General features: G+C 64.7%; 9 protein-coding genes and 1 pseudogene. 3 read left to right on the top strand and 7 right to left on the bottom strand.

Translation table 11 applies throughout. The features are described from left to right. Both WB785_RS16990 and WB785_RS16985 read right to left on the bottom strand, forming a co-directional pair. Window positions 1–764 (bottom strand): NAD(P)H-hydrate epimerase (locus WB785_RS16990; RefSeq protein ID WP_424080476.1); only part of this gene is annotated, 764 nt, incomplete at its 3' end. Between the two features lie 37 nt (window positions 765–801). Next, the gene (locus WB785_RS16985; RefSeq protein ID WP_424080475.1) at window positions 802–1,482 is read right to left on the bottom strand and encodes a rhomboid-like protein; all 681 of its coding nucleotides are present in this window, start codon (window positions 1,480–1,482) and stop codon (window positions 802–804) included. A 54-nt stretch (window positions 1,483–1,536) separates the two neighbouring features. Between WB785_RS16985 and WB785_RS16980 the strand changes: the two genes are divergently transcribed. Continuing rightward, entirely contained in the window at window positions 1,537–3,489 is a 1,953-nt protein-coding gene (locus tag WB785_RS16980) for a flavin-containing monooxygenase (RefSeq protein WP_424080474.1), read from the top strand. Between the two features lie 1,981 nt (window positions 3,490–5,470). Here WB785_RS16980 and WB785_RS16975 read toward each other — a convergent pair. The 4 genes from WB785_RS16975 to WB785_RS16960 all read right to left on the bottom strand — a co-directional run bounded on the left by WB785_RS16975 (window position 5,471) and on the right by WB785_RS16960 (window position 11,694). After that, window positions 5,471–7,501 carry an alpha/beta hydrolase family protein gene (locus WB785_RS16975; protein ID WP_424080473.1) on the bottom strand — a complete coding sequence of 677 codons (2,031 nt, stop codon included), beginning with the start codon at window positions 7,499–7,501 and terminating at the stop codon, window positions 5,471–5,473. A 4-nt stretch (window positions 7,502–7,505) separates the two neighbouring features. Beyond that, on the bottom strand, window positions 7,506–9,287 hold the full coding sequence (locus WB785_RS16970) for an N-acetylglutaminylglutamine amidotransferase (RefSeq protein ID WP_424080477.1): 1,782 nt from the start codon (window positions 9,285–9,287) through the stop codon (window positions 7,506–7,508). A 54-nt stretch (window positions 9,288–9,341) separates the two neighbouring features. Continuing rightward, window positions 9,342–11,210 (bottom strand): glutamine--fructose-6-phosphate transaminase (isomerizing), encoded by a 1,869-nt coding sequence (gene glmS / locus WB785_RS16965; protein WP_424080472.1) that lies wholly within the window; start codon window positions 11,208–11,210, stop codon window positions 9,342–9,344. Between the two features lie 166 nt (window positions 11,211–11,376). Next, window positions 11,377–11,694 (bottom strand): hypothetical protein, encoded by a 318-nt coding sequence (locus tag WB785_RS16960; protein ID WP_424080471.1) that lies wholly within the window; start codon window positions 11,692–11,694, stop codon window positions 11,377–11,379. A 356-nt stretch (window positions 11,695–12,050) separates the two neighbouring features. On the opposite strand from WB785_RS16960, the gene WB785_RS16955 reads away from it, so the two are divergent. Together WB785_RS16955 and WB785_RS16950 are read left to right on the top strand one after the other, a co-directional pair. Continuing rightward, window positions 12,051–12,500: a cupin domain-containing protein gene (locus WB785_RS16955; RefSeq protein ID WP_424080470.1), complete on the top strand. Its 450-nt coding sequence runs from the start codon at window positions 12,051–12,053 to the stop codon at window positions 12,498–12,500. A 27-nt stretch (window positions 12,501–12,527) separates the two neighbouring features. Beyond that, window positions 12,528–13,370 (top strand): dienelactone hydrolase family protein, encoded by an 843-nt coding sequence (locus WB785_RS16950; protein WP_424080469.1) that lies wholly within the window; start codon window positions 12,528–12,530, stop codon window positions 13,368–13,370. A 4-nt stretch (window positions 13,371–13,374) separates the two neighbouring features. Here WB785_RS16950 and WB785_RS16945 read toward each other — a convergent pair. After that, window positions 13,375–13,808: pseudogene (locus WB785_RS16945) on the bottom strand (hypothetical protein); the annotation flags it as partial.

Genomic DNA, 13,808 nt, shown 5'->3' with positions numbered 1-13,808 from the left:
GTGGCCGCCACGGCGGCGCCGGTGCACAGCACCGCGGCACCCGGATACGTCGACGAGCCGGCCATCACCCCGGTCACACCCTGGGTGTACTTGTCGTCGTGCGGTCCGGGTATCGGCCAGCGCGCGGCGACGTCGGCAGCATCGAAGCCCAGCAGGTCAGTGTCTGGCAGCTCCAGACCGATGTCGATGAGGCGAACGCGGCCGCAGTCGGCCAGCGCGTGTACCGGCTTCAGGCCGCCGAAGGTGACGGTCAGCGCGGCGTGCACGGCCGGACCGGTAATCGCACCGGTCGCCGCGTCGACGCCACTGGGAATGTCAACGGCGACAACCGGAATCGCCTTGGCAGCTTCGAAGACTTCGGCCGCGTCCGGCCGCAGCGGCCCTGAGCCAGAGATACCCACGACACCGTCAATGACTAAATCTGTTGCCGCAGAGACCTTTTCGACGACGCGTCCGCCTGCCTTCCGGAACGCCGCCAGCCCCTTCTGGTGGGTTCGTTCCGGTTTGAGCAGTATCGCGTCGGCGGCCGCGCCGCGACGGCACACGAAGGTCGCCGCCCACAGCGCGTCGCCGCCGTTGTCGCCGGAGCCGACGACCGCGCACACCCGGCGTCCGGCAACCCCGCCGGTGCGGGTGATCAGCTCGCCGATGATCGCGTTGGCCAGCCCATAGGCCGCCCGCCGCATCAACGCGCCGTCGGGCAGGCTGGCCAACAGCGGCGCTTCGGCCTCGCGGATCGCGTCAGCCGAGTAGTAGTGCCGCATCTGGCCCAGAGTACGGGTCCGCGAACGCGCGTGACGGCTACTCGGACTCAGCAGGGGAACGGAGCTGCGCCGGAGTCACCGGCGGGCGGCCGCGTCCGCGTGCCATCGGATAGAACAACAGGCCGATGAAGATCGCCGCGAAGTGCCCGATCGCAGTGAACTTCGGATCGATGATCACGGGTCCGATGAAGAGGACGATCAAGACAGCGAGGTAACCCCATCGCCACGGTTTCGCGATGTGATAGCTGAGCACGGCGACCACGCCGACCAAGAAGTAGCTGACCCCGATGTCACGGGCGTACACCAGCCGTTCCGGGGCCAGGTGATGCTGGATCGCCAGGTAGAGCAAGCCTTCGCTGATATAAGTTGCACTGACGTGCGCAGTCAATCCGATGGTAAGCCAACGGATTTGGCCGAGCCACTGCTCTGCCGGAGCAAGGAACAACGTGAACAGCACAAGGTACGGCGTCCAGTAGCGGCCATCGATCCAGAGCAGGCTTTCAAACAGCACTCTGAGCGGATCAGTCGCCAATTCGTGCAGATTCGTGGAGCCGTGGACCAGCACAGTGTGCAATTCGCGGCGGCCCAGTGTGTGCTGAATGATCGTGGTGACTAGCAGCACGGTCAGCCACACGTAGGTCAAAGGCGCGCTGCGGGCGAATCGCCACGCTGCGGCCAGCCAGCCCTTGAGTCGCGCCTGGATGGATGCGGTCCCCACGCGGTTTACCGTATCGGTTGCGCAATTACGAAACCGTACGTATCGTAATTGCGGATGACGAAAGGATTCGCCTCGAAGCGCAGCCGCTATACCGGCCGGCCTTTCACCACTCCCACCGCCGACATTGCCGCAGCGCTTGGACAAGTCAGCATCCCGACGTTGTTGCTGTCGCTGGTGCACATCACTGGCGACCCCCGCTTCATCCGAGACTTCAAGCCCGCCGGGATCTTTCTCAACGAGGTCCAGGGATTTATGTCCGAGGAAGACAAACAGCGCGCTCGGGTGGAAGCGTTACCCGTGATCGCCGATTACCGCGACCGCGGTTGCCCCGAGCCCGCCCCGCTGCCGCGGGAGCTGATCAAAGAAATGATGGACTGGGCGGTCTGCGAGACCGTGCCGGACGATTATCTGTCGCTGCTCGCCGAAGAAATGGATCTCGACGGCGTCGATCCGCGTCGCCCCACGCCGTTGGACGCTGACCGCGCGGAGGAACTGCCCGTTGTGGTCATCGGCTGCGGCGAGTCAGGAATTCTGGCCGGAATTCGCTTGAAGCAGGCCAACATTCCATTCACCATCGTGGACAAGAACACCGGACCCGGTGGAACCTGGTGGGAGAATACTTACCCCGGGGCGCGCGTGGATGTGGCAAACCACTTCTACTGCTACAGCTTTGAGCCGAGCAACGACTGGACGCACTTTTTCGCCGAACAGCCGGAGCTGCAGAACTACTTCACCACGGTGATGGACAAGCACGGTCTCGGCGACCACGTGCGCTGGCAGACCGAGGTTATTGCCGCCGAGTGGGACGACGAGGACGGCATGTGGACGGTCACGGTACGCGAGCCTGACGAGGGGCTCACCACGATGCGGGCGCGTGCCGTCATCACCGCGGTCGGCCAGCTAAACCGGCCCCACCTACCGGAGTTCGAGGGTGCCGCGAGCTTTCGGGGACCTTCGTTTCATTCCGCGGAGTGGGACCACTCGGTCGACTTGACCGGCAAGCGGGTGGCGCTGATCGGTGCCGGCGCCAGCGGCTTTCAGATCGCGCCCGCCATTGCCGACGACGTCGCGCACCTCACCGTTTTCCAGCGCACCGCGCAATGGATGTTTCCCAACCCGATGTACCACGACTCTGTCGGTGACGGCGTGCGCTGGGCGATGGACCACCTGCCGTATTACGGGCGTTGGTATCGATTCCTGGTTCTGTGGCCCGGTTCCGACAAGGGGCTCGACGCGGCGCGGGTCGATCCTTCCTACCCCGACCAGGACTACGCGGTCAGCGAAATCAACGCCGCCGCTCGGATAATGTTCACCGACTGGATCACCAATCAGCTTGACGGAGAACAGGATCTGTTGGCCAAGGTGCTCCCCGACTATCCGGCCACCGGGAAACGGACGCTGCAGGACAACGGAACCTGGCTGCGCACGCTGCGTCGCGACGACGTCGACTTGGTGCGCACGCCGATCCAGCGAATCACCCCTGATGGCGTCGTCACCGCCGACGGCGCCGTCCACGATGTCGATGTGATCATCTACGCCACCGGGTTTCGGCACACCGATGTGTTGTGGCCGATGACCATCACTGGCCGAGATGGTGTCGACTTGCACCGGGTGTGGGGCTCGCGACCGTACGCCTACCTGGGCATCACCGTTCCGGGGTTTCCCAACTTTTTCCTCGTCTACGGCCCGGGCGCTCATCTTGCCCATGGCGGCAGCCTGATCTTCAATTCCGAGTTGCAAATGCGCTACATCAACAGCTGCCTGGCGCACCTCGTCGAGGCGAACATCCACTCGGTCGAACCGACCGCCGAGGCGGCCCGCGCCTGGCATCAACGCACCCAGTCCGAAATCAAGCAGATGGTCTGGTCGCACCCGGCGGTCAAACACTCCTACTTCAAAAACGTCGACGGCGAAATCCATACCGTCAGCCCGTGGCGGCTCAACGAATACTGGGCCGCCACCCGCGAGCCCGACTGGTCGCAGTTCGTCATCACCAACCGGCCGTAATGAGACATTTGCGTTGCGATGTCTCATGCGTTACCGTGTGATCGCTCTCACAAAAATTTAAGCTGCCGCACAGGCTGGCTTAAGGCTTGAGGCACGTCTGCAGGCGGATGGAGGAGCGATGTTCAACAACCCACCCGAGCATCGTTCAGCCCGTCCGCAGCGCAAGCGACTGATCGCTACCGTTGTCGCTGTCGTCGGCGCAAGCGTCATCGCGACCACCCCGGGCGCCTCGCCCGCGCTGCATGTCTCCGACATCCGGCTGACCGCCGGCGATTCGTTCCAGCCCGCGCTTGACCAGCTTCTGGCCGCCATGCAGCAGGCGGTGACCTCCGACTCATCGCTGCCGTTTGCCACCCCGGACAGTGACGCGATGTTGCTCACGGGTCTGCAGAACACGAACTATGAATTGCTCTCGGCCGGACTCTCGCGGGTCACCGAGCTTTTCAACGGGGTCTTCTTTCAATCGCCCGAGGCGGTGGCCGGCGACGCCGCCGATTCCCGCCAGTACTTCCAATTCTTCACCCCCGACATCTACTACCACGCGACAGCGGGCCTTGCCCCTGGCGCGACCTACGAGCTCACCGGCATCGTCGGCAAAGGGACCGAAGCGCTAGCCATCGCCACCGAAAAAATCACCGGCTCGACCGCCGTCAGCGAGAGCAGTCTGGAACTCGATCACGGCCTGGTGGTCAATCCCGACGGCACCTTCACCGTCGACATCGGCCCCACCGAGCCAAGCGGCGCAGTCAATTTCATCAATGACACCGACGCCACTACCAATGGTGATGCCTCCCTGCTGATTCGAGACGTGCTGGGCGACTGGGCCCAGGGCCCGGGCAGCATCAGCATCCACTGCGTGGCCGACTGCCCCGCGTTCTTCTCCATACCGGACACCGGAATATTTCCCAGCGGGGACGCGGCGACGGCCGCTACGCCGATCACCTCGGTCGACTCGTTGTTGACCACGTTGTTCACCGCCTTCGGCAACATCGTTGGCCCTTTCAACCAAGAAAACATGAGCCTGGCCGAGGTTGCCGGAATCGAACTGCCGCCCAACACCATGAGTCCGCTGGCCTCGGAAACGAGCGTGTTCGCGACCGGTCTACCGAGTGCAGACGTCTCCGGTGGGAATTTCCACCTGGATCCCGGCGAAGCGCTGATTGTGAAAGTGCCCGACGTGCCATCGGCCTACAGCGGGATCGAGTTGATGAACGTCTTCGGCGCGGCGCTGCCGTCTACGTTGGCGCAGACCACGTTAAACAACACCACGGCATTCCACGACCCCGACGGATACACCTACTACGTTGTCAGCGCCACCAACCCGGGCGTGGCGAATTGGCTGGACAGCAACGGCGTTACCAGCGGTGAGATCTTCGCCCGATTCGAGAACCTGCCCGATGGCGCAGACCCGACCGGTCTGCCCGTGACGACCGAGGTGGTGCCGGTCCCCGATGTGGCCAGCTATCTGCCCGCCGACACCCCCACCGTCAGCCCCGCACAGTTTGCCGCCGACATGTCAGAGCGCGTGTTCTCCTATGACTACGCCTTGGATATGTCCCGGGAAAACGCCCAACCCGACTGGGTAACACAGGAATTGATACTCCACGGACTGCAGGGCGTGATGGGTAGCGACAATTTCGACGCAGTTTTCGGCAGCGAGCCGTTCACTCCGCTGGCGCTGAGGTTGACCCCGGCGTTGTCACCGGACTGGGCCACCGTCGATCACGACATCATGACCAATCCGGTCGGCAGCCTGGAGGCGATCTTCAACAATCTGCCCTTGGCGAGCAGCGACATCAACTTGCCCATGGACTTGGCGGTTGGCCAGACCGTGCTGTCGCTGTTGTTCCCCCAGCAGCTCGGGTCGTTGCTCAATGACACGCTGTTCGACCCGAACACCGGCATCATCGCCGGCTTCCTCAATGCCCGCGACGACCTGGCGACCGCGGTCCTGACCGCCAACAACGACTTCCCTTCTCAGCTAGGCAGTCTCGCCACGCTGGAGTGGGCGAACATGTCCGAGTTGGTGCAGTCGACCCCGGCCATCGACTTGGCCGACCTCGGCCTGCTGTTCAACCCCGACACCCTGCTCTCGGGTCTCTGACACCTCGACGAGCGGCTCGGTGGCGCCGAACGCCGTGTTGAGCCATTCGCTCATCGTCACGGCCAGCCGGGCTCGGTTCTCCCGCTTGATGATCGCGTGGCCGTCGTCGCTGAAAAGCAGGTAGCGCACGTTGCGACCGGCTGCGCGCAGTGCCTCGACAATCTGCTCGGATTCGCTGACCGGCACGTTGGTGTCGTGGGCGCCGTGCACCACCAGCAACGGCGCGGTCAACGCGTCGACGCGCCGCAGCGGTGACAGTTGCTCGAGCAGCTCGCGGTCGCTGATCGGGTGGCCGTACTTTGTGCCGGCCGCGTCGGCTATCCACTGCTCGGTGTTGTGATACCAGGTGGTGAGGTCACTCATCCCGCAGATGCTGATGCCCGCGGCGAACAAGGCCGGGTGGAATGTCATGGCCGCCATCGTGAGATAGCCGCCGTACGACCAGCCCGCGCAGGCGATGCGATGCGGTTCGGCCAGGCCGTTGTCGATGAGGAAACTCACGCAGTCCGCGACGTCGTCGATCGCCGCGAACCGCTTCTCCTGTTCGCAGGCGTGACCGAACGTCCGGCCAAAACCGCCCGAGCCGCGGACATTCGGTGTCAGAACGGTGATCCCGTTGTTGACCAGATGGGAGAAAATTTCGTTGTAGCCGGGCCGGGACTGGCCTTCGGGGCCACCGTGCAGGTAGATCACCGCGCCCGTACTCGCGGCGGCGGGCCGGTACAGCCATGCGTTGAGCCTCAGCCCGTCACGCGCTGTGATCGTCTCTGGGCGGGTGCCCGCGGAGAAACCGGGGACGATCGGACCGCGGCTGGGTTCACGGTCGATCGGTTCCCATTCTCGCGTGCGCGGATCCACCAACTCGACGGTTCTCGGCAACGACGGGCCCTCGACGGTCATCGCGACCATCGAGCCGCCCGCGCTGATCGACAACTCGCTTGCCACCATGCCCGGCAACGGGATCGGTTCGTCCAGCGTGTAGTCCGTGTACTGAAGAATCTGTAATTCACTGCGGCCCTGCACGTTCCATAACATTGCCACCGTTGACAGGTCATCACTGACCACAAACTCATCCAGATCACAGTCCGGCCGTTCGGCTACCACGAAGTAGCTGACGCCGTCCTGGGTAGCGGTCACCTCGAGCAACCGCGCGTGCTCGCAGCCATTTTCGCTGCGGATCAGTGCCCGCACGTATCCGCGGCCGAAGCGGCCACCCCGCGAGCCCGAGTGGCGCCGGTTCGTTTGGTAGGTCTTGGCCGGGCGGTACAGCTTGGTCCGCTCGCCATCCGGGCCGTGCCGCAGACGGCGCGGATGGTGGTCGTCGAGGATCACCCCGTTGTCCGTCGTCGACCCTGGATCGTATGGCAGCAACGCGATTTCGGTTTGGCCGTGCAGCATGATCAGTTCCCGATAGCCGCGCGGCCCGACCCGGATCAGCGACGCTCCAGCCCACGCGTCGACCAACCGGCCGCCGGATCGGCAGTCCAGGACCGTGCAACCACCATCGGCGGGATCGATCAGGCAGGATCGGCCTACCCCGTCCTCACCGGTCAGGATCGCCGCCACCTGGACGCCATCCCAGGCAATCAGCTCGGCGGTCCCGGCTTCTTCGCGATCGATGCGCCGGGCCATCCGATCGTCGGGATCGGTTGTGACGACCCAGATCTGTCTGCGGGTGCCGCCATCCGGTGCCACCTCGCAGGCCAGCCACTGACCGTCGGCGGAATGAATGACACGAGAGACCGGGCCCTCCACCGGCAGCTCGACATCGCGTGACGAACTCGCCCGCCAGCCGCGCAGGAATCGTTGCACCGCACGCGGATAGCCGCCGTCGTCGATGAGATGGGCGAACGCGGTGGCGTCCGGGGACAGTGATGCGCCGTAGAGTGCGCGCACCTGCTGCCCCATCGGATTACACCTCCATGTTCTGCAGCCACATCTCGAGCACCGCCAGCTGCCAGAGCGTGTTCGCGTCCAGCCTGGTCCGTGTCTCGTTCGGTGCGGCCATCAGTGCCTTGACGCTCTCGGCACGATACAACCCGCGACTGCGGGCCGCATCGTTGGTCAGCGCGTCAACCACCATGTCCAACAGCTCGCCGTGCAGGTGGCGGATGCTCGGCACCGGAAAGTGGCCCTTGGTCCGGTCGATCACCTCCGACGGTAGCAGCGCTCGCGACGCATCCTTCAGCACGCCTTTACCGTTCGAGGCCAGCTTCAGCTCGGGCGGGCACGTGGCCGCCAGCTCGACGAAGTCGTGGTCGAGGAATGGCACCCGGGCCTCCAGACCCCACGCCATCGTCATCGAGTCGACACGCTTGACCGGATCGTCGACCAGCATGACCTGAGTGTCTAGGCGCAGCGCCGCGTCCACCGCGGAGTCCGCGCCCGGCAACCCCTGATGTGCGCTTGCGAACGCGTGGCTCACGTCCTCGTCAATGCCGTACTCCGGGTTGAAGATGGACAGCACATCGTCGTGGTCGCGGTCGAAGAACACCTTGGCGTATGCCTCGGTGGTCTGTTCGCGGGCAATGTTGGCCAACGGCGGGTACCAGAAGTAACCGGCCAGAATTTCGTCGGCGCCCTGCCCGGACTGCACCACTTTTACCGACTTACTGACTTCTTCTGACAGCAGGTAGAAAGCCACGCAGTCGTGGCTGACCATCGGTTCATTCATCGCCGCAATGGTTTTCGGCACCGCAGGAATCAGCCGCGAGGAGTCGATGTGAATCTTGTGGTGGTCGGTCTCGAAGGTCTTGGCGACCAGGTCGGAGTAGAAGTACTCGTCGCCGGATTCACCGTCGGAGGCGTCGAAGCCGATGCTGAAGGTGGCCAGCCCATGCTGACCCTGCTCTGCGAGCAGCGCCACCACCACCGAGGAGTCGATGCCACCGGACAGCAGCACACCGACCGGCACGTCGGCGACCATCCGGCGTCTCACACCGGCACGCAACGCATCCATCAAAGCGGTCTGCCAGTCGGCGGCCGACCAGGACGCTTTGTCCGGATCCCGGCGAAACTCAGGGTCCCAGTAAACGGTGTCGGTCTGCGAACCGTCGGGCTGGATCACCCGCACCGTTGCCGGCGGCAGCTTGCTCACGCCGCGATAGACCGTGCGTGGCGCCGGCACCACGGAGTGGAACGTCATGTAGTGGTGCAGCGCTTGACGATCCAGTTCGGTGTCCACGCCGCCCGATTTCAGCAGCGCACGCACCGTGGATGCGAACCGCAGTCGGCCCGGCGAGGAAACCAGATACAGCGGCTTGATACCCAATCGGTCGCGCGCCATAGTGACCACCCCGGAGTCACGTTCGACGATGACGAACGCGAACATGCCCTTGAAGCGGTCGACGCAATGCGTCCCCCACTTGTGGAAGGCCTTGATCACGACCTCGCTGTCAGCTGTGGAGAAAAAGCGATAGCCGTCGGCCTGAAGCTCCTTGCGCAGCTCCCTGTAGTTGTAGATGCAGCCGTTGAACACCAGCGTCAGCCCGAGATCACTGTCGACCATCGGCTGGGCGCCGTGGGCGGAGAGGTCAATGATCGAGAGCCGCCGATGGCCGAAGGCCACCGGGCCGTGCGCAACCACGCCGTCGGAGTCGGGTCCGCGCGAGGTCATCGCAGCGGTCATCCGGACTACGGCGTCGACATCGGCCGCTTGGCCGTCGAAGCGGATCTCACCGCAGATACCGCACATGTCTCCTCTTCCGTCTAGGTCGAGTGTGCCCCACCCAGGTGTGAAACCAGCCACCTACTCGACGGTGACCGACTTGGCCAGATTCCGCGGCTTGTCGACGTCGTAACCGCGCGCCTGCGCTACTGAGGCGGCGAACACCTGCAGCGGGATCGTCGACAGCAACGGCTGGAAAAGTGTTGACACCGCCGGGATTTCGATCAAGTGGTCCGCATACGGGCGTACGGTGTCGTCGCCTTCCTCGGCAATCACGATGGTGATGGCGCCGCGGGTCTGGATCTCGCGGATGTTGGACAGCAGCTTGGCGTGCAGCATGGCCGAGCTCTTGGGGGACGGCATCACGACGATGACCGGCAGGCCGTCTTCGATCAGCGCGATCGGGCCGTGTTTGAGCTCGCCGGCGGCGAAGCCCTCGGCGTGCATGTAGGCCAGTTCCTTCAGCTTCAATGCACCTTCAAGCGCTACCGGGTAGCCGACATGGCGACCGAGGAACAGGATGGTCGACGCCTGAGCGAACTGATACGCCAGCGCTGCCACCGGCCCGATCTCGGCGATGACGCGGGCCACCAAGTTCGGCATGTACTCCAGCTCGCGGTACTCGCGCTCGACCTCGTCGGGATATTTGGTGCCGCGGGCCTGTGCCAGCGCCAAGCCGACCAGATAGTTGGCGGCGATCTGCGCCAAGAACGTCTTTGTCGACGCCACCCCGATCTCCGGTCCGGCGCGGGTGTAGAGCACCGCGTCGCATTCGCGCGGGATCTGCGAGCCGTTGGTGTTGCAGATGGCCAGGACCTTGGCCTTCTGCTCCTTGGCGTGCCGGACCGCCTCCAAGGTGTCGGCGGTCTCACCGGACTGCGAGATGGCCACCACGAGCGTGCTGCGGTCCAGCACCGGGTCGCGGTAGCGGAATTCGCTGGCCAGCTCCACCTCGACGGGAAGCCGGGTCCAGTGCTCGATCGCGTACTTGGCGAGCAGCCCCGAGTGATATGCGGTACCGCAGGCGACCACGAAAACCTTGTCGATCTCGCGCAGCTCCTGATCGGAGAGCCGCTGCTCGTCGAGCACGATCCGGCCGTCGACGAAATGCCCGAGCAACGTGTCGGCCACCGCGGTGGGCTGCTCGGCGATCTCCTTGAGCATGAAGTATTCGTAGCCGCCCTTCTCGGCGGCGGCCAGGTCCCAGTCGATATGAAAAGTTCGAGCACTTCTGGTCAGATCGTTGCCGTCGAAGTCGGTGATCCGGTAGCCGTCGGCGGTGATCACGACGGCCTGGTCCTGCCCGAGTTCCACCGCTTCGCGGGTGTGCCCGATGAACGCGGCCACGTCGGAGCCGACGAACATTTCGCCGTCGCCGATGCCGACGACCAACGGTGTGGAGCGGCGGGCGGCGACGATGGTGCCCGGCTCGTCGGCGTTGGCGAACACCAGGGTGAAGTGGCCTTCCAGGCGACGTAATACCGCTAACACTGAACCGGCGAAATCGCCGGCCGTCTCACCTTGGTGATACGCCCGCCCCACCAGGTGGACGGCGACCTCGGTGTCGGTGTCGCTGGCGAACTCCACTCCGTCGGCTTCCAGCTCGCGGCGCAGGATCGCGAAGTTCTCGATGATCCCGTTGTGGACGACGGCGATCTTGCCCGCAGCATCACGATGGGGGTGCGCGTTGCGGTCGGTGGGACGGCCGTGGGTCGCCCAGCGCGTGTGACCGAGGCCGGTGGAACCGGCCAATGCCGTCGGCTCGGTCTCCGCCAGCGCGCCCTCCAAGTTGGACAGTCGTCCGGCCCTCCGCCGCACCGTCAGCTTGCCCGCCCCGTCAACGAGCGCGATGCCCGCCGAGTCGTATCCGCGGTACTCCATCCGGCGCAGCGCGTCGACGACAACGTCGCGGGCAGGCTGCTGCCCGACGTAGCCGACGATTCCGCACATAGGTGACCAGGGTAGTGCAGCCGCCCCCCTGGAGCGGCTGCACTGGCCCGTCGTAGATGCAGTTTTGTCCGGAAAAAGCGCTCACTACCTGGGCATCTGCGTCTTCACCACAGACCCGGACTTGCTCCGGCTAGCCTGCCCGAAGCGACCGCCTGGCCCAGGCTGGTCAGTGTCCGCCGTGGCCGCCGTTCCAGCCACCCGGACCACCGTGATCGCCGTTGCCGCCGGGGCCCCACGGGCCGGGTCCGGGGCCACCGTTGGGTTGGCCGCCGGGGCCCCAAGGGCCGGGTCCGGGACCGCCGTTGGGCTGGCCGTTGTGGTTCCAGTCGTCATTGTCCGGGTGCCAGGGGCCTTGGCCGTGCCAGTTGCCCTGGTTGTGGTCGTCGCCGTCGAAGTAGTTGTCGTCGTGGCAGCGGCCCCAGTCCCAGTTGTTACCCCAACCCGGGTCCCAGAACTGCCCGGGGCACCAGTGGTAATTAGGCATTGGCCCCCCGGGAAACGCCTCAGCAACGCTCGCCGCGCCCAAACCGGCAAGTCCAAGACCTGTGGTGAGGGCCGTCGCGGCTGCAATTCGTTTGATGTTTTTCACCGCCTAGACGTACCACGCAGACTAGGTCGGCTAAACACCTCGCCCGGCGATTTTCTTATGAATTGCTATGAATCAGCTTGGTACTAGCTAGGTTTCGATGCGGTGTTGACGGCTGCGTCACGCGACAAAGGACCCCGTTGCCGCAGGAGACCGGGCCGCGGCGGTGGAGCCGATATCCAGCAACTTGATACTGGACGCCCTACAAACATGGCAAAGTAACAGTTTGGTCTCAAGCAGGAAGGTGACTTCCGATGCCCGCTGACGGGTTTCATCCCGACTTGCAGCACAGCGAACGGCTGGCTAGCAATCGAGTGCACCATGTCAAGTCGTCTGACATCAACGCCGACACAGCGCAAAGCGAGGGCATGCAGCGCTTCGCCGCCATCAGTGGATGCACGGTCGGCTCGGAAAAACTCTGGATGGGTGAGACGCACGTTCAGCCGCAGGCGATGTCGGCCAACCACCACCATGGCGAATCCGAGACGGCGATATTTGTGCTCAGCGGTCATCCCGACTTCGTCTTCCATGACGGCGAACACGAGGTCCGGATCGCAACCAATCCTAGCGACTACGTTTTCATTCCGCCGTATTTGCCTCATCGCGAAGAGAATCCGAGTTCAGACCAGCCGGCCACCGTGGTAATCGCCCGCAGCACCCAAGAGGCCATCGTCGTCAATCTGCCAGAGCTGTACCCGCTGTAGCCCATCTGGTTGCGCTACCGTCAACGGGTGGCCAGCACTCGCAAGCTCGTTGCCGCCCTCACCCGACCCGGGCCTCATCGCGTTCTACGCGGCGACTTGGCCTTTGCCGGCCTGCCAGGCGTGGTCTTCACGCCCGAAGCGGGACTCAACCTGCCCGGTCTTGCCTTCGGTCACGACTGGCTTACCGGCGTCGAGCGCTACGCGCGCCTGCTGGAGCACCTGGCGTCATGGGGCATTGTCGCGGCGGCCCCGGACACCGAGCGAGGACTGGCACCGTCGGTGCTGAACCTGGCCTTCGATTTGGGCACCACGCTCGACATCGCGGCGGGAGTACGGCTGGGCCCAGGCAAGATCAGCGTGCATCCCGACAAGCTCGGCGTGGTCGGCCACGGCTTCGGCGGCTCGGCCGCGGTGTTCGCGGCGGCCGGGATGAAAGCGAAGCCCAAAGCGGTTGCCGCGATTTTCCCGACCGTCACCAGCCCGCCGGCCGAACAACCAGCCGCCACCCTGAGGGTGCCCGGTGTGGTGTTCAGCGCTGCCGGCGATGCCAAGAAATTGCGTTCCAACGCCGTTGACCTGTCCCGGGCCTGGCGCGCGGCCACGCTACGGGTGGTCGGCAAAGCCCAGCCCAGCGGGCTGGCCGAGGGCCGTCGGCTGGCGACAGCCTTCGGGCTGAGCGGTCCGGATCGCAAGACCCACAAGGTGATTCGAGCATTGCTGACCGGCTATCTGCTGTACGCGCTCGCCGGCGACAAGACGTATCGCGACTTCGGCGATCCAGATGTCCAGCTACCGAAGACGCTTGCCGCCGACGATGAGGCCGCGCCGGTAACACCGGAAGAAAAGTTCGTCGCGTTACTCAAGGGCTGAACGGTCACTGCCCGGCCTGTGGCAGTTCGTCCGCGGCGATCTCGCACGGAGTTGACGCATCCGACTGCGGGTCGGGCTTCGGTGGCGGCGGCGCCTCTGCGGGCGGGGCATCCGGCGGTGTGACCTGGTCAGCTACCGGCTCACCGGCGGAATCGCTTGGCACTGGCGGGTTCTCAGGCGCGTCAACGGTGAGGTCCTCGTCGGTGGGTTCTGTGGCGGCGGGCTGGGCGTCGGCAGTCTCCTCGTCGTTGTCGGTGTCGTCGTCGTTGGTGTCGTCTTCGCCGAGTGGATCGTCGACATCCAGGGCATCGTCCGACAGCGGATCTTGCGACCCCGACGAATCGGAGAACCCGTCAGCCAACGAACCCAGCAGACCGCCGATGCCGTCGACGATCTTGCCGACGACACCGCCGATACCGCCGCCAAGGCCGCCCAGGC

It is taken from the genome of Mycobacterium sp. (genome assembly GCF_049585075.1).
Taxonomy (GTDB): Bacteria; Actinomycetota; Actinomycetes; order Mycobacteriales; family Mycobacteriaceae; genus Mycobacterium.
This window is presented reverse-complemented; position numbering and strand designations above follow the sequence as displayed.